The sequence below is a fragment of the Flavobacterium sp. FlaQc-28 genome (assembly GCF_044007415.1).
In the GTDB taxonomy this organism is placed as follows: Bacteria; Bacteroidota; Bacteroidia; order Flavobacteriales; family Flavobacteriaceae; genus Flavobacterium.
In genome coordinates, this window is sequence record NZ_JBIPCM010000001.1 from 362,232 (window position 1) to 382,030 (window position 19,799).

Below are 19,799 nucleotides of genomic sequence, written 5' to 3' on the forward strand. Positions count from 1 at the left end.
ATTTCATTTCTGCAAGTGTTTTTGTAAAAAAAATGAAATAAATTTTCAAATATTTACCCAAAGTTTTGTTTTTCAACTAAATATGTAGTCAATATTTTTTCAAAATTATCGCCAACATTCACCGGAACGTACTTAATTTGGTTCTTCGCACAGGTTAAAGCCAGATTTTTAAAATAAGCTTCTACCCTTTTTTCATATTCCATCTTAACATTATCGGCAAAAATCGAAACCTCTTCGCCTGATTCTAAGTCAATAAACTTTCTTGGCGCGTTGTCAAAATCAAATTTCAATTCGGTTTCATTGTCCACTACGTGAAATAAAACTACTTTGTGCTTGTTGTGTTTAAGATGTTGTAAAGCATTAAAAAGCTTTTCATCATCTTCGGTCTGAAACATATCGGTAAACAAAATAATCATCGAACGGCGGTGCATTTTCTCTGCTATTTGATGCAAATAGGTAATCGTATCGGTCGTTTTTTTGACTTTTGGCTGTACTAATAATTCTTCCAGTTTGTTCAAAAGCATTCTGTGATGGCGATCGCTTCCTTTTTCGGGAGCGTAATATTCGTATTTATCAGAGAAAACGCTTAAACCAACGGCATCGCGCTGTTTCTTTAAAATATTCATTAAAACTGCCGAAGCCAAAACCGCAAAACCAATCTTCTTTTCATAAAATGGCTGATCTGATTTTAATTCTGGATAATGCATCGATGACGAATTATCGACAATCAAATGACAGCGCAAATTGGTTTCTTCCTCAAAACGTTTTGTGTACAAACGATCTGTTTTGGCAAACAATTTCCAATCGATATGTTTGGTGCTTTCGCCTGCGTTATAGACTTTATGCTCCGCAAATTCAGCCGAAAATCCATGAAACGGACTCTTGTGCATTCCGGATATAAAACCTTCCACAACCTGATTCGCCAGCATTTCAAGGTGCTGAAAACTGGAGACTTTCTCTATTTCCGATTCAATTTTCATTCGGTTTCCTTTTTAATATTTTGTGCTTTATAAAGCAAATCTGTCGCCATAAACAATTTACGCTTCAAGATTGGACTAAAATTAGGGTTTTCTTTTAAGAATCGCTGTACTTCATCATATGCATATTTAGACGAATATCTCCCAACGGTATTATCCAGCCAGTCTTTCGGGAAGAAAATATCTCCCGTTCGCTGAATTTCATCAACCAAATCTAATGAAAATCTAATATATTTCTGAGCGCTTTCCTGACGAAGCGGATGATGAATATTTGCTAAACCAACCGAAACCCACGATTCTTTTTCACGATTTGAATCGTCTTTTAAAGATTCCACAAAGGCATTTCGAACCGATTCCTCTTTTGATAATGATGGAAGCAAGAATTCAAATCGTTTCTTTTTATCAGGATTTGTAATTGTTGTTCTTGTTTTTTCTAGAATTTCATCGGCTTTTTCATGTTTGAAAATCGCCAAGTTCATTGCCATATTGGTAAAATCATCTTCATTTAATTTCAAACCTGGAATCACAACTTCTTTATTCCAAATTTGATATAATTTGGCTTTCGCCGAATCTGAATAGGCTATCGAACTAAACAATCCGAATAAAGTCTTTTTAATATTCGCCGATAAATTCGCCTGCAAACGTTCATTCAAAACTGTTTCAAGTTGTTTCTGAACTTTATTTTGTTGTTTTTCGGTAAATAATCTCCAATAAATAGTATTCAAATTATTCGAAGCAATTCTTAAAACCAATTCATTTTCTTCTGTTTGAATTCCTTTTAAAAAGCAATCATAAGCTTTATCTGGCGAAACATTTCCAATCAATGTATTTTCATAAAGATTACTGTAACTTGAAGCTCTTGCAACCTCATCTTTCAACGTTGCGATATACTTTAAATTATTCCCGTCAAGCGGAAAAACACCGTATCCAAAACCATTATAATTGTAAACAATAGAAAGTGGTTTTTCAAGTCCAACAGCTTCTTTTAAAACTAGATTTTGCTCTTTAATATTCGCGGTTAAAACTTTTACATTATCCGCATAAACAAAACCAATCTGAAAAATCTGCGGCCATATATTATCTGATTTATCTTCGGCTTGCTGACTGATTTCAAATTTCTTGATTCTGTTTTTCGAGTCGTACTCAATCTTATCTGTAAAAATGGCTCTTCCAGATTTGTTTACCCAAACTTCACTCCATTTTTTCATATCCAAAGGCGTCTCGGCATCCAGAATTTCTACGAGATTATTCCAGTCGGCATTATCATTGGCATATTTTTGAATGTACTTTTGGATTCCTTTCTGAAAAGCTTCCTTTCCCATCGAAGCTTCTAACTGGCGCATCATAATTGGCGCTTTGTTGTAAATAATCGCGCCATAAAGCGAGCCTGCATTTTTTAAATTTGCCAAATGCTGCTTTATCGGATGTGTTCCCAAAGATCGATCTTCTGCGTAAGCGGTGGCATAATGAGCTGTGAAAAACTGTAAATTATGATTGACTTTCGGAAAAATTGGATTCATGATTTTATCTGCCATAAAGTTGGCAAAAACCTCTTTCATCCAAACATCGTCAAACCATTTCATGGTTACCAAATCGCCAAACCACATATGCGAGGTTTCGTGCGCGATGAGTTTCGCTCGGTTTAATTTCTCGCTGTCGGTTGCACTGTTGTCCAGAAATAAAGTTGATTCTCGATATTGAATTGCACCAACATGTTCCATTCCGCCATATTGAAAAACGGGAATTGAAGCGAAGTCTAACTTTTGAAACGGGAATTTATAATTGGTATATTTTTCTAAAAAGTTTAAAGATTGTTGATGCAAATTAAAAATAGTATCGGCGCTTACACGAAATTTTTCCTGACTGTTTTCACGATACAGCATTGTCATTTCTAAACCTGGTTTTTGCGTGGTACTTTTGAATTTTCCGGCAACAAAAGAAAACAAATAGGTACTCATTTTATCTGATTCTCCAAAGGTGTACAAAGTAAAATCGCCTTTTTCTAATTTTTCTTTTACATCGGCGCCAGCCAAAACTGACCACTCTTTTGGCACTGTAAGACTCAATTTATAAGTTGCTTTTATATCCGGCTGATCAAAACACGGAAACAATGTACTCGCACGATCTGGGACTAATAAAGTATAGAGAAAATCATCATTTCTATTCAACGATAAATTACCTGCAATGAAGGATATTAAGATTGTATTTTTTCCCATAATTAAAGCTAAGGGAGAAATTACAATATGTCCTTTTTCGTGAACAATTGCCATGCTTTTTCCGTTTACGGCAACTGATTTTATGTTCAACGTTTTTTCTTTAAAATCTAAAAGCAAGGGCTGACTTAGATCAGTCAAATTTAAATTTACTATCAAATGAGCATTTATATTTTCTTCTTTTTGATTTGGAATCTCAAAAGACAAATTATATTGAACATCTGAAATTTGTTTTTTACGAAATTGCGCCAATTGTTCTGAAACACCACTTTCTAAGATCGCACTTTCTTTTTCTTTTGACTGCGAAAAACAACTTGGAATCAACATAACAAAGCAAAGAAAGGTGTATAGATTTTTCATTTTTTGAAGGAATAATAAGATTCGTTAAAAATAAAGATTCCGCCACGAATTCACGAATTATTTAAAGCAAAAATTCGTGAATTCGTGGCGGAAAGAAATAAAAAAGGTTTGACTTTCGCCAAACCTTCTTTATATAAATCATAATCTTACGATTACAACAAAGCGTCTAAACTATCTGCGTAGGTTTGTTTCGGAGCTACTCCTACTTGTTTTCCTACTACTTCACCGTTATGAAACACCAAAACGGTTGGTATGTTACGCACACCATATTTTGCAGCGAATTCTTGGTTTGCATCTACATCTACTTTACCAACAACTACTTTTCCTGCGTACTCATCGCTTAATTGGTCAATGATTGGACCAACCATTCTACAAGGACCACACCATGCTGCCCAAAAATCTACCATTACTGGTTTATCTGATTTTAAAACTACTTCATCAAAAGTAGCATCTGTTATTGCTAATGCCATAATTTCTTATCTTTTAAAATTATCGTCTGAATTGTTATGTTTCAAACTAGAGTACAAATTTAAAAATTTAAAACAAATGAAACATCATTCGTAAATTAGTTTTCATTATAAATGTATTGTCTTTAATTATATCAGTAATTAAAACTCTGTTTTATCAATTTAAACTTACAATTAGCTTGTTGTAATCTTTTTAAAAATAACATTCTTTTTTAGCTTACCTTTAATGATCCAGAAAAATTTATCCAGATGAGAGAAACTTTACAACAAATAAAAAACTTTTTTCAGTCGGTTGGTTTTAAAAAATATGCTAAACGTTTTGGCTTTTTTATCTTGGGACTCATTGCGTTACTTTTAATCGCCTGCGGAGGATTATCGATTTATTTCAACCGAAATAAAACCGAAATTATTGCAAAAGTAAACGCCAAAATCAACGAAAATATAAATGGCGACTTTCATATTGGCGACTTTCACTATAAGTTTTTAACTGGTTTTCCTAATTTCACTTTGGCCTTAAATGATATTGAGCTCAAAGACAAAAAATGGAATACGCATCATCACACCTTATTAAAAGCCAAAGAAATTGAAGCCCGACTCAATATCTGGAGTTTACTGCATCATGAAGTTAATATTCATAAAATCCTCATTAACGACGCTGATATTTACATTTATAAAACGAAAGACGGATATACAAATTCCGACATTTTTAAACCAAAAAAGAAAAAAGAACCGCAAAAGAAATCAGAAACTGAAACTACAATTGACCAAGTCGACCTCAATAATGTTCGGGTTACTATAAATAATCAACTCGGAAATAAATTGTTTGATTTTGATGTTCACAACTTAAACTCTAAAGTAAATTACGATGGAGACGATTGGAGTACTGATTTATTTCTAGACACTCAAATAAACAGCCTTGCTTTTAATACTGTTCATGGAAGTTTTGCGAAACAAAAGGAACTAAAAGGAACTTTGAATGTAGCGTACTCTGCAAACAAACAAAAAATTGATATTGTAACCAAAGGCTTAAAAATAGGCACCGATTCTTTTGATATCGTGGCGTATTTTAATATCGGAAAAACCAATTCGCTTTTCGGAATCAACATCGACACTCATATTTTATGGAGCAATGCATCGAATTTATTATCGGCAAATATCAGTTCTAAACTTAACCGATTTAATTTGAAAGAGCCAATTGCTGTAAACTGTGATCTTAAAGGAGATTTAAATGTTCATGACGATCCAAAAATAGTGGTACAGGCAATGTGTAAAAACAATCAGCTTACAATTCCTGACGGACAAATTAATAACTGTAATTTTAAGGGAATTTTTACCAATAATTTCAAACCGAAGGAAGGCTTTAATGATCCAAATTCAGCTGTAATTTTAACTCGATTTTCTGGAGAATATCAAAATATTCCGCTTTCAATTCCGCAGTTATCCATCTATAATCTTGAGAAACCAATTGCAACTGGAACGGTAAATTCTGATTTTGATGTTGAAAAACTAAATGAAGTAAGCAATGATAAGTGGATTCATTTTTCTGAAGGTCATGCAAAAGCCAATCTGAATTTTCAGTTTGACATTGTCGATTTATACATCAACAAACCTAGATTTATTGGCAGTGTTAATGTTGAAAATACTTCGTTTGATTTTATTCCGAAAAAAGTTCATGCCGAAAAAGTAAACGTGCAGCTTGACTTTACCGAACAGGCTTTACTCATTAAAAAAATCACTTACAAACACAATAAAAACAGCATTATTATCGACGGTAAAATTGATAATTTCTTGAATTTATACTATGATGCGCCTGAAAAAATGGTTGTAAATTGGAATATTTACTGCCCGAATGTTGATCTTAAACAATTCTTGGGTATTTTGACCTCATCTCAAAAAAGCAAAACAGTTGTTAAAAACAAAAAACCTACAATCTCGAACCACTTACGAACGGTAATCGAGAAATGCGCAGTTGTTATTGATATTAAAGCAGACAAAATAAATTACAATAAATTGACCGCTACAAACACAACGGCACGCATCCAAATGATCGATTCGAGACTGCTTATAAAAAATGGCTCGCTGCAAACTTCCGGCGGCAGTATTACTTTTAACAGCGAAGTTAAACCCAGCGGAAACAACTATGCTTTTAGCTCAAACGCACAGGTTAACCGAGTTGATATTGCAAGTTTCCTAAAATCGTTTAACAATTTCGGAATCAAATCTTTTAGTCCAAACAATATTAAAGGCCGTCTTACAAGCACTGCCAATGTAAACGGTTTTATTAATAGTCACGGAGAATTAATCACCAATTCGGTGCACGGCAAACTCGATTTTAATGTTAATCAAGGTGCTTTGGTAAATTTTCAGCCAATTGTAAAAATAGGCAAGTTTGCTTTTCCTTTTCGTGATGTCGAGAATATCACTTTCAGCGATTTGTCTGGTCATCTTAATATGCGCGGCGAACAAGTAGACGTAAACAATTTAACAATAAGTTCCAGCGTACTAAACATTGATGTTGACGGAATTTACTCTTTTGGCCGAGGAACCAATCTCGCTTTAACAATTCCGCTTAGAAACTCTAAAAACGACGCTAAACTCGCCAGCAAAGCTGAGCGAGATGCTGTTCGCGACCGTGGAATTGTCCTGCATTTAATTGCTCTTGATGATAATGGAAAAATGAAGATTAAGTGGGGGAAGAAGGATAAAGAAAAGTAAAAACAAACTATTATCACATCTTTTTTATTATTTATTCTCAAGAAAAAATCTTCTAGAAACCCGATAAATATTAACCAATTTCTACGGAGAATCAATTGTAAGGTTTTTCTTTTGTTTTATTAAAAAAACCAAACGCTATTTTCACGAAAAAAATATCATAATATTTTACTAATCTCTTTGGCTTTTTGCGCTAAAAAAGATAGATTTGAGAAACAATCATAAAATACAAACCATTATGAAAATTCAAATCAACACAGACAAACACATTGAAGGACATGAAAGATTAGAAGCCTATTTTTCTGGTGAATTAGAAAAAGGTTTAGCACGTTTTGAAGATAAAATTACTCGTATCGAAGTACACTTTGGAGATGAAAATGGAGAAAAATTTAGTGTAAACGATAAAAAATGTGTAATCGAAGTTCGTCCTGTAAAATTACAGCCTATTACCGTAACAGAACATGCCGATACGCTCGAAAAAGCTTTTAGCGGCGCTTTGACTAAAGTAAAAAAAACATTGACTACTACTTTCGAAAAATTGAAGGCACATTAATATAAACATCACATACAAAAATGGCATTATCTCTAATCAAGATAATGCCATTTTTTATTTCAATAAACCTGCTGGTTCGCTGCACTTTGATTGGAGAAAATATTTAACACATAGAAACATAGATTTTATGGCTCGAAAAGGAGGCAAAAAGAAACATGTTTCTTTCGCATAGCTGTTTTGGTGCGTTTAAATAAGTGAAACGCCTAATTTTGACTACAAAAACTATGTTTCTATGTATTAAACAAACTACACTAATAAGCTACAATAAAACATTCATTTCTTTCCAATGCAGTATTTTGACTGACTCACTAGCTTTTGCAGCGCTCTTAACCATTGCTTTTGCAATATCTCTCGCTTCAATTCCTTTATAAGCACTTAGTTTTCCAACAAATAACGGATTGATGACTTTAAAAACTGCTTTAAAAATTTTCTCTAACGGCCGGTTTTCTTTTCGATCTCCTAAAATCATCGAAGGACGAAAAATATAAGTATGCTCAAAATTTAAATTAATAATATCTTGTTCTGCTTCTCCTTTTGTTTTCACGTAAAAAACAGATGAATTTACATTTGCACCAATTGCAGAAACCAAGAAGACTGATTTTGCTCCATTTTCTTTAGCGAGTTTTGCTGCCAAAACTGGATAATCATGATCGATTTGATAATACACTTTTTTATCTGGTGTTTTCTTTTGTGTTGTGCCCAGCGAAATAAAAACTTCATCTATTGTAATTCCTTGTACTACATTGGCTAATGAATTAAAATCACCTATAAGTGTTTTTAATTTGGGATGCTGCATATTTAAATCTTTTCGAACAACAATTAAAACTTCTTCATAAGCATCATTATTCAATAAGTTTTCTAGAATGTACGATCCAACTAGTCCGCTCGCGCCATATACAATTGCTTTTTTCATAAAATAGAAAATTTGTTTTCCCGAAGTTAGAAAATTATCAGCTTACTTCATGAACAACCTTTTGGGCTGTGTTATTTATTAAGATAATAATAACGTTTTTCGATATTGTAAGAAGTAAATTTGCAGTCCCAAAAATAAAACTTGAAAACAAGTGCATTATTGGGATTTTATACCATAATTAAAAAAAACACATTCATGAAAAAGCAATTACTCGCATTATTAATCGCAGTTTTTATAGGCTTTGGTGCCAATGCACAAGTAAAAACACCCGAAACAAATATTCTGGTTTTAATTTATTCGCAAAACGGAGGCACTTATAAAATGGCTAAAGCAATTGCCGAAGGAATTCAGGACTACCCAAATACAAAAGCAATTATAAAAAGAGTTCCCTCAATAAATACAAAAGAAAAACTAAACTCTGATGTAGAGAAACTGCCAATTGCTGTTATTGATGAATTGACTAATTATGACGGAATCGCATTTGGAAGTCCTGTTCATTTTGCCAATATCAGTGCCGATATGAATTCTTTTTTCAGTCAAAGTATTCCGCTTTGGACTTCAAGAACTTTAGAAGGAAAACCTGCAACTGTATTTATGTCTGCAGGATCTGGCGCAGGAAAAGAAGCTGCAATTTTATCTTTCTGGAATATTCTTGCTTCTCACGGAATGATAATTGTTCCTACTGGAATTATGGGAACAGCTGGTTTAGACAAATCTCTTCCGCAAGGAAATACACCATTTGGAGCCACTTCACTAACAGGATCAACTGGAACACGACCTTCTCAAAGCGAATTAAATTTAGCGAAAGAACAAGGAAAAGCTTTAGCAAGAACAGCGTCTGGATTGAAAAACACAGAAAATATCAAAACGATAAAAACAACTTCTACAGAAATTAAAAGCGATATCAACAAAACATTAAAAGACAACAATATTGTGCTTCCTGAAGCTCCTAAACCAGTTGGAAATTATGTTCCGTATACGATTTCGAATCATAAAGTATACATTAATCAAGTTGCCTTAAAAGATGGGAAAATTTTAAATCCTGGTAAAGTTGGCGCAGGTGTTACAGATGAGCAAGCAAAAGAAGCAACATATCAAACAATGCTGAATGTAATTGCGGTTTTAAAAGAAGCTTGCGGAGGCGATTTAAACAAAGTAAAACAATGTGTGCAGTTAACAGGATTTTTTAATACTACTCCTGAATATACGCAACACGCTGGAATTATGAATTCGGCTTCAAATTTAACCGCTTTGGTTTTTGGAGAAAAAGGAAAACATGCCAGAGCTACAATTGGCGCAGTTTCACTGCCCATAAATTCGGTTGTAGAAATTCAGGCCATTTTTGAAATTGAATAATACATAATGATTTAAAACAAAAAAGCGGAATAAAATTGTATTCCGCTTTTTTTATGATTTTGGTAAAGGTGCTCCCACTGCAACATCACAGCGATGTCCTGGTTGTCCGTGTGCCGGATTCATTCCTTCGGCTACCTTTTGAGGAGTTTCTGTACTTAACAAAGCTGGAACAGGGTTTGCAGCCGGCGGCGGTGTTACCGTAAAATTTTGTGTCGCTGTTCCACTTTGCGGAGTTGAAGCCGCAGCAGTAGTAGTTTTTGCAACTGGAGAATTTAACGGTGCTCCTACTGCAATATCGCATCTATGACCCGGTTGTCCGTGAGGAGGATTCATTCCTTTAGCCACTTTTGCAGGTGCTGCAACTGTAGTAGTAACTACATTTTTTTGATTCGGATTTACTTGTACTGTTTGCGCTGTTTGTGTTGTTTGTGCCTGTTGTGCAGGGGCTGAATTTAAAGGAGCTCCAACTGCAATATCACAACGATGCCCTGGTTTTCCATGAGCAGGATTCAATCCTTTTGTCTCGCTTAAAACTGTATTTGGGTTTGCAGCTGGCATTTGCTGTTGCTGTTGTTCGACCACTGACTTCGTTTTTGCAGTGTCTTTTGCCAAACCTAACTTTACTAATTCAGAAGTTGGTGTGCTCTCCTGCGGTTCTAATTCTTTTTTACAAGAAGTAAAAACTAAGGATGTAATAAATATAGAGCTGATAAGTATTTTTGAATTCATGATGTATCGATTTTAAAGCACTCAAATATACTCGTTTTTTTTAAGATTAAATCCTATAAAAAATGTAAGATCGTTTAAGTTTTACTTGAAGTTTCTTTGTAAATTAATTTCGTAAAGACACAAAACCGCAAAGTTTTTATATTGTTCATTATGGTCAAAAAAATTAATACCTTTAAACTTAAATACTATCCCACATGAAAAAAACATTCTTATTACTTTTATTCGTTACTGCTTTTGCAAATGCTCAAACTTCAGACAAAGACAAAATCAATCAAACAATTGATGCTTGGCACAAAGCTGCCGGCGATGTAAAATTTGATGCCTATTTTAACTTAATGGCTGATGATGCTATTTTTATTGGAACCGATGCTACAGAAAACTGGACTAAAAAGGATTTTAAAGTTTGGGCAAAACCCTTTTTTGATAAAGGAAAAGCTTGGAATTTTACGGCTTTAGAACGTCATATCTTTTTTGATAAAACGGGAAAAACAGCTTGGTTTGACGAATTGCTGAATACACAAATGAAAATATGCCGCGGCTCTGGTGTTTTGGTGAAAGTAGGAAAAGAATGGAAAATTCAACATTATGTTTTATCAATGACAATTCCCAACGATGACGTTAATGCGGTAATTAAAATAAAAGCGCCAATTGAAGACGCTTTGATTGCAAACCTTCAAAAAAAATAAACATTTTTCGACTTTATTCTTATAAACATAACTTTTATAGTGCTTTACGGCTTCCTAAATCAAATTAATTATAATACAATTGACAATTTAGAGCATAATTTATAACGTCAAAATAAAGTAGTCTTAAAAAAAGAACTCAAATTTTACAAAATTAACTAAAATCAAAACACGACCACTATTTTAACAGCCCTCAAAATCTAAATATTTATTTTTTTTTAACTTTGACCCCAAAAAAAATAGGGTTCAATAAAGTATTTGAAAAATGAAAATAGAAAAACGCTGGATCATTTCCTTTATTATTATAAGTATTATTTGCATTACGGGTGCATTTTGGCCAACTGTTACTGAAAACAGTTATGTTTTATCTGAATTTGGCACAACAGAACATATTGTACCTGCCGATGTTGCCTGGATGCTTACCTCATGTTGTTTGGTTTTAATCATGACACCGGGATTATCTTTTTTTTATGGCGGAATGGTAGGCAAGAAAAATGTCATTTCGACTATGCTTCAAAGTTTTATCTGCTTAGGAGTTGTAACACTTTTATGGGTTGTTGTCGCTTTTAGTTTAGCTTTTGGAGATCCTGTTGGCTTTAGTTCAGGCGATCATTTTTACAGTTTCTTTGGTAATCCAACTACTTTTACTTTTATGGATTATGTAGGCGTTTTACCTCATAAACAATTAGCCAATACAATTCCGTTTATGCTTTTTGCCTTGTTTCAAATGAAATTTGCCATTATTGCTCCGGCTATTATTACAGGTTCATTTGCAGAGCGTGTTCGTTTTATCTCGTATTTACTTTTCATCAGCTTATTTACTATTTTCATTTACGCACCTTTATGCCACTCTGTTTGGTATCCTACAGGTATTTTAGGAAGTTATTTTGGCGTAAAAGATTTCGCCGGCGGAACTGTCGTTCATATGAGTTCTGGTTTTGCCGCACTTGCTGGTGTTATTGTTTTAGGGAAAAGAAAAAACAGTCAGCATATACCAACCAATATTCCGTTTGTATTACTAGGAACTGGAATGTTATGGTTTGGCTGGTTTGGTTTCAACGCTGGTTCTGCACTTGCTGCAAATGGAACTGCTGCTATGGCTTTTGCAACCACAACTACTTCATCTGCCGCAGCAATGTTAACTTGGATTTTCTTTGATCGAATGAACGGAAGAAAAGTTTCGGCACTTGGTGCCTGTATTGGCGCAGTTGTAGGTCTTGTTGCCATAACGCCTGCCGCAGGATTTGTATCGGTTCCAGAAAGTATGTTTTTTGGATTTGTGACTGCTTTGGTTTCAAACTCTGCTGTAAATTGCCGTTTTTCGAAAAAATTTGATGATACGCTTGATGTTTTTGCCTGTCATGGTGTTGGTGGAATTATGGGAATGATTTTAACTGCAATTTTTGCACACGGTAAAGATGCAAGCTTGCTGCACGGAGGCTGGAATGTATTTGCGCATCATATGATGGCACTTGTTTTGGTTTCTATATTTACTTTCTTTGGAGCTTATTTCTTGTTTAAAGTAACCAATTTCATTATTCCGTTAAGAGTTTCTGAGGAATCGGAACATATGGGATTGGATTTATCACAACATGATGAATCACTTGATCCGAAAGCACAGCCAATTACAGAACCTCATTACGGGTAATTTTTTTTTCGCCACGCCCCGAGCGACAACGAATTGGCGAAGCAATTCACTAATTTTCTTTTTAAAATAATTCGTGAATTCGTGGCGGAAAACTTTTAAACCTAATTCCGCTATTTTCATTCGTTTATATTCCTTAATTTTGCGGAAAATTTTTGTAAAGTGGGAAGTAAAAATAAACTAAAAAGATTCAGAGAAAACGAAACATTTCAAAACGTTTTTCAACCAACTAGAGAAGAAGTTGTAGGCAATTTAATGCCTTTAAGAGGAAAATGGAATTCTGATTTCTTTAAAAATGATAATCCTTTAGTTTTAGAATTGGGATGCGGAAAAGGTGAATACTCTGTTGGATTAGCTGAAAAATATCCTAACAAAAATTTTATTGGTATTGACATAAAAGGCGCTCGTTTCTGGCGTGGTGCAAAAACTGCTGTTGAAACCGGTCTTCACAATGTGGCATTTATTCGAACTCAAATCGAATTAATCAATCATATTTTTGCAGAAAACGAAGTTGATGAAATCTGGATTACTTTTCCAGATCCGCAAATCAAATACAAAAGAACAAAACACAGAATGACGAATTCTGAGTTCTTGAAATTGTACAAAAAAATCCTTAAAAAAGACGGTGTCGTGAATCTTAAAACCGACAGCGAATTTATGCACGGTTATACACTTGGATTACTTCATGGTGAAGGACACGAGGTTTTGTACGCAAATCATAATGTATACAAAAACGAAGGAAGCCCAGAGGAAGTTACTGCTTTTCAGACTTTTTATGAAAAACAATATTTAGAAATTAACAAGGCAATTACGTATATTCGTTTCAAAATTAAAGACTAATTTAATTTTGAAACCTCTTTTTTAACCTACTAAAACAACTGAATGGCATTATTCACTCCATTACTTTCAGGTTTTATTGCCGCTGCAATTGGAATTATTCCGCCAGGTTTAATCAATATGACGGCTGCTAAAATAAACTTGAAAGAGGGGAAAAAGAATGCCTTATGGTTTGTAATTGGTGCTGTTTTAGTTATTTTTTTTCAGGTTTACGTTGCCGTTTTATTTGCTCGTGTTATAGATAATCGCCCAGATGTTGTAACCTTACTGCGTGAAGTTGGTTTTGTTATTTTTTCAATCTTAACCATTTATTTTTTATTTATTGCCAAAGAACCTCAAAGCAAAAAGAAATCAAAGATTAAAAAAAGCAGTAAAAAAAGCCGCTTCTTTCTCGGAATGCTTCTTTCTGGTTTAAACTTCTTTCCTATTCCGTATTATGTTTTGGTAAGTGTAACACTGGCTTCTTATCATCTTTTTGCATTCGAAAACAACACCATTTTTACTTTTGTCCTTGGTTCTGTTTTAGGTTCGTTTGCTGTTTTGTACAGCTACATTGCATTCTTTGGAAGAATTGAAAAGAAAACAGATTACTTAATGCGAAACATGAATACTATTATTGGAAGCATTACGGGTTTAGTTGCCATTGCAACGCTTTTTAATATTTTGAACTATTATTTCGGATAATTTTACAACCACAGATTAAAATGATTTTTTTACTTTGTGGTTAAATATTTTTCTTGCAGATTTTGCAAATCAGGCAGATAAATCTATTTAATCCTTATAATCAGTGGCAAAAAAACTTAATTTATGGCTGAGGAAAATTTTTTCGAAAGAGTTTATGTAATCGCCAGACAAATTCCGTTTGGAAAAGTAACTTCATATGGTGCAATTGCAAAAGCTTTAGGAACTGCCCGCTCCGCGCGAATGGTTGGCTGGGCAATGAACGCCTGTCATAATATGGACGATGTTCCTGCACACAGAGTCGTTAACCAAAAAGGGCTTTTGACAGGAAAACATCATTTTGACGGAACAAATTTAATGCAGCAGCTTTTAGAAAACGAAGGAATAAAAGTGGTGAACAATCAAATTGTAGATTTCGAAAAACATTTTTGGACTCCTGAAATTTCTACCATAAGTGATATAAGTTAATTTGAACTGGGCTCAATACTATATGACAATCCTTGTGGTTATTTAGTGTAAAACTAAAGTTCCTTATGCTCTTGATTTTAAGCTTTTCCAAAATTGGTTAACGACAGGAAATCGCATACTTTTTAAATGAACTTACATCACTTATATGGTTCAAAAAAACTAAATCAAACAAATCACAAAGCTTGTTTTATCTTCGTCTGTCTGATAGCTTAAATAACCGCCGTGAGCTTCAATAATATTTTTTGAAAGTGTTAACCCAATTCCAGCGCCGTCTTTTCTAGTGGTGAAAAAAGGAAGAAATATTTTGTCTTGAATTTCTGGATCAATTCCTTTTCCGTTATCTGAAATTATGATAAAAAAACGGTTATTTTCTGTATAACTTGACAAAAACAATTTCTTTTCACTTCTTTTTTTCAGAGCATAAATACTATTAGTTATCAAATTTATGATTACCTGTTCCATCTGATTTTTATCAATCAAAATAGAACGAGAACTATTAATTTCATTTATCAGCTGAATGTTTTCGCTTTTTAAAATAGGATTCATTACCCGCAGGCAATCGTCAAAAAGAGCATTAATCTGCGTCATTTCTTTCACCGGAGTTGGCAGCATGGCAAGTTTACGGTAACTTTCTACAAAATCCTGCAAATGATCACTTCTATTTATAATGGTCGAAATGCTGCTTTTTATATCTTCAAAATCATCTTCTTCCAGTTTTTCCTGATCTACAATTTGAAGTAAATTTTGCGAAAGTGCACGAATAGGCGTTAAAGAATTCATTAATTCATGCGAAATAATTTTCATTAAATTAATCCACGCTTCTTTTTCCTTTTTCTCGATAACACGTTGAATACTATCTAATAAAATGATAAAATACTCTTTTTTATACGTTTGAGTTCTCGAAGTCTGCAGTATAAAAGTCTGCAAATCCTGATCTTCGATTTTAATTGAAACAGCCGATTTTAATTCGCTGAATTCTTTTTTCTCAATTTCGTAACAAAGCGATGGCAGATAATTTTTAAGATATTTCCAATGACTAACTTTTGGAACTTTAAATAAACGAGAAAAACAGTCATTCATCAAAAAAATCTTCCAATCCTCATCTTCTTTTTCGAGAATTACAGCGGCAGTATCAATGTTATTTAATAAGGACTGATAAATAAGTTCTTTTGAAGTTTGTTCCTGATGCCTTGATTTTAGAGCTTCATACAAAGCATACAAACTTTTAAAATTGTCTCTTTTATTCTCTTCAGGAAAGTTTGTAGAAAAATCATCTTGCAGAATCGACAGCAGTGTTCTGTCGTAAAACTGCAATTTACTTTTTACATAAAAATACATTTCGGCAAGCATTATCAGAGCAAAAGAACCAACTAAAATTGCATTGAAATAAAACATTTTATAGATTAGAAAAAAACAAAAGAAAAAGAGGATCATTACGAACAAAACTCGTATAAAAAAGGCATTATGAAATTTCCAGTTTTTCATTGTTTTTATTTTTTTATCCTTAAATGCTGTTTAAAATTTAACCGCAAAGGGCGCAAAGGTTTACGCAAAGTCCACCACAACAGCTTTGCGAACTTAGCAAAACTATCAAAGAAAGAAAACACTTTGTGTGCATTGCGGTAAAATCTACATTGTTTTTAAGTATTCTTTAAATCATATTTTTCAATTCTTCTATACAATGCCGCTCTTGACAATCCAAGTTCTTCGGCTGTTTTACTGATATTTCCATGATGCTTAAAAAGGGCTTTTTCGATAGCTGTTTTCTCCATTTCAGACAATGGAGTTTCTTCATTTTCTGGAGTTTCTTCAAAATCTAAAATATCCAGATCATGTACCGAAATGGTATTGTTATCGGCTAAAATTAAAGCGCGCTCAATTTTATTTTCCATTTCACGAACATTTCCTTTCCAGGGATATTTCTCTAAATATACAGCCGCATTTTCTTCAAAATGCCAGTTTTCTTGATTGTATTTTGCCGCAATCTGATCTAAAACAAAATGCGCCATCGGAACAATATCTTCTTTTCGTTCACGAAGAGAAGGCAGATTTATTTCCATAGTATTAATACGATACAGCAAATCTTCTCTAAAGGTTTTGTTTTTTACTTCGGCTTTAATATCATTATTTGTAGCCGAAATAATTCTCACATTTAAAGGTCTTGCTTTACTTTCGCCTAAACGAGTAACGGTTTTGGTTTGAAGTACATGCAATAGTTTTGATTGCAGATGAAGCGGAATATTTCCTATTTCATCTAAAAAAATGGTGCCGTTTTGCGCCATTTCAAATCTACCGGCGGTGTCGGTTTTTGCATCTGTAAAAGCGCCTTTTGCATATCCAAAAAGTTCACTTTCGAACAAATTATCGCTCAAAGAACCTAAATCAACATGAACAAAGGCTTCTTTTTTACGTTCGGAATTTTGATGAATATACTCGGCAAAAACATATTTCCCTGTTCCGTTTTCGCCTAAAATCAAGACATTTACATCTGTTCTGGCTACTTTTTCGGCAATAGAATAGGCTTGTTTTATTTTTTGAGAAGTACCTATAAAATAACGTTTTTCAGTTTTTTCTACGAGTGGCTTTTTGCTGTTTTTTCTGCTCTCTGAAACCGCTTTATCAATAGTTTCCAGCAGTTTTTCGTTATGCCAAGGTTTCAAAACATAATCAAAAGCACCAATTTTAATGCCCTCAACTGCTGTATCAATTTTCCCAAAAGCAGTCATTAAAATCACAACTGTTTGCGGCGAAAATGTTTTGATTTCTTTAAGCCAATGAATTCCTTCTCGTCCATCTTCAAAACCAATTCTGTAATTCATGTCGAGCAAAACAACATTAATTTCATTTTCATTCAAAATCGAAAAGATTTTCTTTGGGCTGTTTGTTGTAAAAATCGTTTCAAAATGTTTTTTCAGAATCATTTTGGCCGAAAAAAGAATTTCCTCCTGATCGTCAACAATTAATATTTGGGCTTGCTTTTTTCTCATGCTGTCTTTTTTTGTCCGATTTTGAACGGTCAACTGTTCATTATCGAACACTCGCTTTTAGGGTGACTTTTTTAAGCTTCTTTAAAATCAATGCTTTACAAATAATAAATTTTATGGCACAGTATTTACCTATTGATTATCAGTAAATTATTTAAAAAATGGACACGGTAATTCCTCGTAAAAATAGAAAATTTAGACATCTGACAATAGCAATTGCAGTTTTTTTAGCTTTGGGCACAATTGTCTTTTTTTCTTTCAATTCAAAAAGAAGTTTAAATGTAAAAGCAGAAGAACTTTCGATTCAAAAAGTTGAAAAAGCTTTTTTTGAAGATTTTGTTGTTTTTCAGGCAAAGGTTGAACCTCTAAATGTAATGCTTGTAAATGTTACTGAAGGAGGATCTGTAAAAGAGATTTTTGTCGAGAATGGCGCAATGGTTACAAAAGGGCAATCGCTGGCTCGTTTATACAACCCAAATACTGAACTTAATTACTTAACGCAGGAAACTGCAATTATTGAGCAGATTAATAATTTGAATACGGGAAAATTGAACATTAGAAATCAGGAATTGAATTTGACTAAAGATTTAGTCTTGATCGAACATGATTACAATGATGCAAAAAGATTATATGACATGAACTCTAAGTTGTTTGAAAAGGAAGTTATTTCTAAAAATGATTGGAATACTTTTAAAGAAAGCTTACGTTTTCAACAAGAAAGAAAAAAAACAATTCAGCAGAGTATTCAAAAAGAAAAGCAATCTAATCAATTGCAGATTTCTCAAATTAACCGCTCGATTCAAACGATGGAAAAAAGTTTGGATATTTTAAGAAACAACAAAAAGAATTTCTTGATTACTGCTCCAGAGACTGGTCGACTGACTTCGTTTGAGCCTGTTTTAGGAAAAACATTTCAGGCTGGTGCAAGCATTGGAAAAATTGATTCGAAAAAAGGGTATAAACTGACGGCTGAAATTGATGAGTTTTATCTTGAAAAAATTAGAGAAGGTTTAAAAGGTCAGGTCGAATTTAAAGGAAAAACTCTTGAAGTTCTGGTAACTAAAGTAATTCCAGAAGTAAAAAGCGGACATTTTAGTGCTGAACTGGCTTTTACATCTAAAGAAAATATTGCCTTGCAAGATGGTTTAAGCTTTGGTGTAAAACTGATTTTGTCTGAAAAAAATAAGACAATGGTAATTCCTAAAGGAGCTTTTAATCAAGAGACTGCTGGTAAATGGATCTTTGTCGTAAAAGGAAATAAAGCGGAAAGAAGAAATATAAAACTAGGTAGAGAAAATCCTTCTTATTATGAAGTCTTGAGCGGACTAAACGAAGGCGAATCTGTGATTACCTCATCGTATACAGATTACAAGGATATTGAGGAATTGTCGATTCAATCAAAGTAAACTCAATCTTATCATTTTGCTATTAATCACTTACAATTAAAATAATTATAGAAGTTTCAATCATCAATCAAAAAACATTTTTAAAAACATTTAACACCAAAAAATATGATAACAATACAAAATTTAACCAAAGTATTTAGAACCGAAGACGTTGAAACTGCTGCTTTGAGCGGTATAAATGTAGAAATTAAAAAAGGAGATTTTTTAACCATTATGGGACCTTCGGGCTGTGGAAAATCAACTTTATTAAATATTATCGGACTTCTAGACAGTGCTGACGGCGGCAGTTATAAATTGTTAGATCAGGAAATGATTGGTTTAAAAGAAAAAGGAAGAGCACAAGTTCGTAAGGAAAATATTGGATTCATTTTTCAAAATTTCAACTTAATCGATGAACTTTCTGTTTATGATAATATTGAACTGCCGTTGCTTTACAACAACGTAAAAGCGGCTGATAGAAAACAAAAAATTGAAGTAATTGCAGAAAAATTAAATATCTCACATCGTTTAAAACATTTTCCGCAGCAGCTTTCCGGCGGACAGCAGCAAAGGGTTGCAGTTGCAAGAGCTTTAGTAAATGATCCGAAAATTATTTTGGCGGATGAGCCTACAGGAAATTTGGACAGTAAAAATGGTAATGAGGTTATGGAACTTTTAACTGATCTGCATGCTAAAGGTGCTACAATTTTGATGGTTACTCACTCTGATTATGATGCTTCTTTTTCGCAAAGAACAATTCATATGAAAGATGGTGTTATATTCTCTGAAAAGTTAAATCAGAGAAATGTGGATGTTTTTATGGACGCTAAATAAAT

General features: G+C 33.4%; 17 protein-coding genes. 10 read left to right on the plus strand and 7 right to left on the minus strand.

What is annotated here, in order from left to right; translation table 11 throughout:
• Window positions 1-53: 53 nt before the first annotated feature.
• The 3 genes from ACHRVL_RS01545 to trxA form a co-directional block, all read right to left on the minus strand.
• Complete coding sequence (locus ACHRVL_RS01545; protein ID WP_395409810.1) at window positions 54-980, minus strand: DUF58 domain-containing protein; 927 nt, start codon at window positions 978-980, stop codon at window positions 54-56.
• Window positions 977-3,550 (minus strand): M1 family aminopeptidase, encoded by a 2,574-nt coding sequence (locus ACHRVL_RS01550; RefSeq protein WP_395409812.1) that lies wholly within the window; start codon window positions 3,548-3,550, stop codon window positions 977-979. The genes ACHRVL_RS01545 and ACHRVL_RS01550 overlap by 4 nt, the downstream gene beginning before the upstream one ends.
• Before the next feature lie 152 nt (window positions 3,551-3,702).
• Window positions 3,703-4,020, minus strand: a complete 318-nt coding sequence (trxA, locus tag ACHRVL_RS01555) for a thioredoxin (RefSeq protein WP_012023423.1) — start codon at window positions 4,018-4,020, stop codon at window positions 3,703-3,705.
• A gap of 246 nt (window positions 4,021-4,266) precedes the next feature.
• On the opposite strand from trxA, the gene ACHRVL_RS01560 reads away from it, so the two are divergent.
• Complete coding sequence (locus ACHRVL_RS01560; RefSeq protein WP_395409814.1) at window positions 4,267-6,732, plus strand: AsmA-like C-terminal region-containing protein; 2,466 nt, start codon at window positions 4,267-4,269, stop codon at window positions 6,730-6,732.
• A gap of 235 nt (window positions 6,733-6,967) precedes the next feature.
• Window positions 6,968-7,282 (plus strand): HPF/RaiA family ribosome-associated protein, encoded by a 315-nt coding sequence (locus tag ACHRVL_RS01565; protein WP_395409817.1) that lies wholly within the window; start codon window positions 6,968-6,970, stop codon window positions 7,280-7,282.
• A 259-nt stretch (window positions 7,283-7,541) separates the two neighbouring features.
• On the opposite strand, the gene ACHRVL_RS01570 is transcribed toward ACHRVL_RS01565, so the two are convergent.
• A complete protein-coding gene (locus tag ACHRVL_RS01570) occupies window positions 7,542-8,195 on the minus strand; it encodes an NAD(P)H-binding protein (RefSeq protein WP_395409819.1) in 654 nt (217 codons plus the stop codon).
• 195 nt (window positions 8,196-8,390) lie between these two features.
• Between ACHRVL_RS01570 and wrbA the strand changes: the two genes are divergently transcribed.
• Window positions 8,391-9,551: an NAD(P)H:quinone oxidoreductase gene (gene wrbA, locus ACHRVL_RS01575; RefSeq protein ID WP_395409820.1), complete on the plus strand. Its 1,161-nt coding sequence runs from the start codon at window positions 8,391-8,393 to the stop codon at window positions 9,549-9,551.
• Between the two features lie 51 nt (window positions 9,552-9,602).
• Here the strand turns inward: wrbA and ACHRVL_RS01580 are convergent, their stop codons facing one another.
• Window positions 9,603-10,280, minus strand: coding sequence for a hypothetical protein (locus tag ACHRVL_RS01580; protein ID WP_395409822.1), 678 nt, complete (start codon window positions 10,278-10,280; stop codon window positions 9,603-9,605).
• A 194-nt stretch (window positions 10,281-10,474) separates the two neighbouring features.
• Here ACHRVL_RS01580 and ACHRVL_RS01585 point away from each other — a divergent pair, with 194 nt between their 5' ends.
• The 5 genes from ACHRVL_RS01585 (at window position 10,475) to ACHRVL_RS01605 (ending at window position 14,594) form a co-directional block, all read left to right on the plus strand.
• A complete protein-coding gene (locus ACHRVL_RS01585) occupies window positions 10,475-10,966 on the plus strand; it encodes a nuclear transport factor 2 family protein (protein ID WP_395409824.1) in 492 nt (163 codons plus the stop codon).
• Window positions 10,967-11,228: 262 nt separating this feature from the next.
• Entirely contained in the window at window positions 11,229-12,611 is a 1,383-nt protein-coding gene (locus tag ACHRVL_RS01590; RefSeq protein ID WP_395409825.1) for an ammonium transporter, read from the plus strand.
• 159 nt (window positions 12,612-12,770) lie between these two features.
• Window positions 12,771-13,448: a tRNA (guanosine(46)-N7)-methyltransferase TrmB gene (trmB, locus tag ACHRVL_RS01595; RefSeq protein ID WP_089053773.1), complete on the plus strand. Its 678-nt coding sequence runs from the start codon at window positions 12,771-12,773 to the stop codon at window positions 13,446-13,448.
• Between the two features lie 42 nt (window positions 13,449-13,490).
• Window positions 13,491-14,129, plus strand: a complete 639-nt coding sequence (locus ACHRVL_RS01600; RefSeq protein ID WP_129052868.1) for a LysE family transporter — start codon at window positions 13,491-13,493, stop codon at window positions 14,127-14,129.
• A 123-nt stretch (window positions 14,130-14,252) separates the two neighbouring features.
• A complete protein-coding gene (locus ACHRVL_RS01605; protein ID WP_395409827.1) occupies window positions 14,253-14,594 on the plus strand; it encodes an MGMT family protein in 342 nt (113 codons plus the stop codon).
• Window positions 14,595-14,753: 159 nt separating this feature from the next.
• On the opposite strand, the gene ACHRVL_RS01610 is transcribed toward ACHRVL_RS01605, so the two are convergent.
• Together ACHRVL_RS01610 and ACHRVL_RS01615 are read right to left on the minus strand one after the other, a co-directional pair.
• On the minus strand, window positions 14,754-16,079 hold the full coding sequence (locus ACHRVL_RS01610; RefSeq protein ID WP_395409829.1) for a sensor histidine kinase: 1,326 nt from the start codon (window positions 16,077-16,079) through the stop codon (window positions 14,754-14,756).
• A gap of 155 nt (window positions 16,080-16,234) precedes the next feature.
• Window positions 16,235-17,581, minus strand: coding sequence for a sigma-54-dependent transcriptional regulator (locus ACHRVL_RS01615; RefSeq protein WP_395409831.1), 1,347 nt, complete (start codon window positions 17,579-17,581; stop codon window positions 16,235-16,237).
• A gap of 158 nt (window positions 17,582-17,739) precedes the next feature.
• On the opposite strand from ACHRVL_RS01615, the gene ACHRVL_RS01620 reads away from it, so the two are divergent.
• Window positions 17,740-18,984: an efflux RND transporter periplasmic adaptor subunit gene (locus ACHRVL_RS01620; protein ID WP_129022600.1), complete on the plus strand. Its 1,245-nt coding sequence runs from the start codon at window positions 17,740-17,742 to the stop codon at window positions 18,982-18,984.
• A 105-nt stretch (window positions 18,985-19,089) separates the two neighbouring features.
• On the plus strand, window positions 19,090-19,797 hold the full coding sequence (locus ACHRVL_RS01625) for an ABC transporter ATP-binding protein (RefSeq protein WP_395409833.1): 708 nt from the start codon (window positions 19,090-19,092) through the stop codon (window positions 19,795-19,797).
• Window positions 19,798-19,799: the final 2 nt, after the last annotated feature.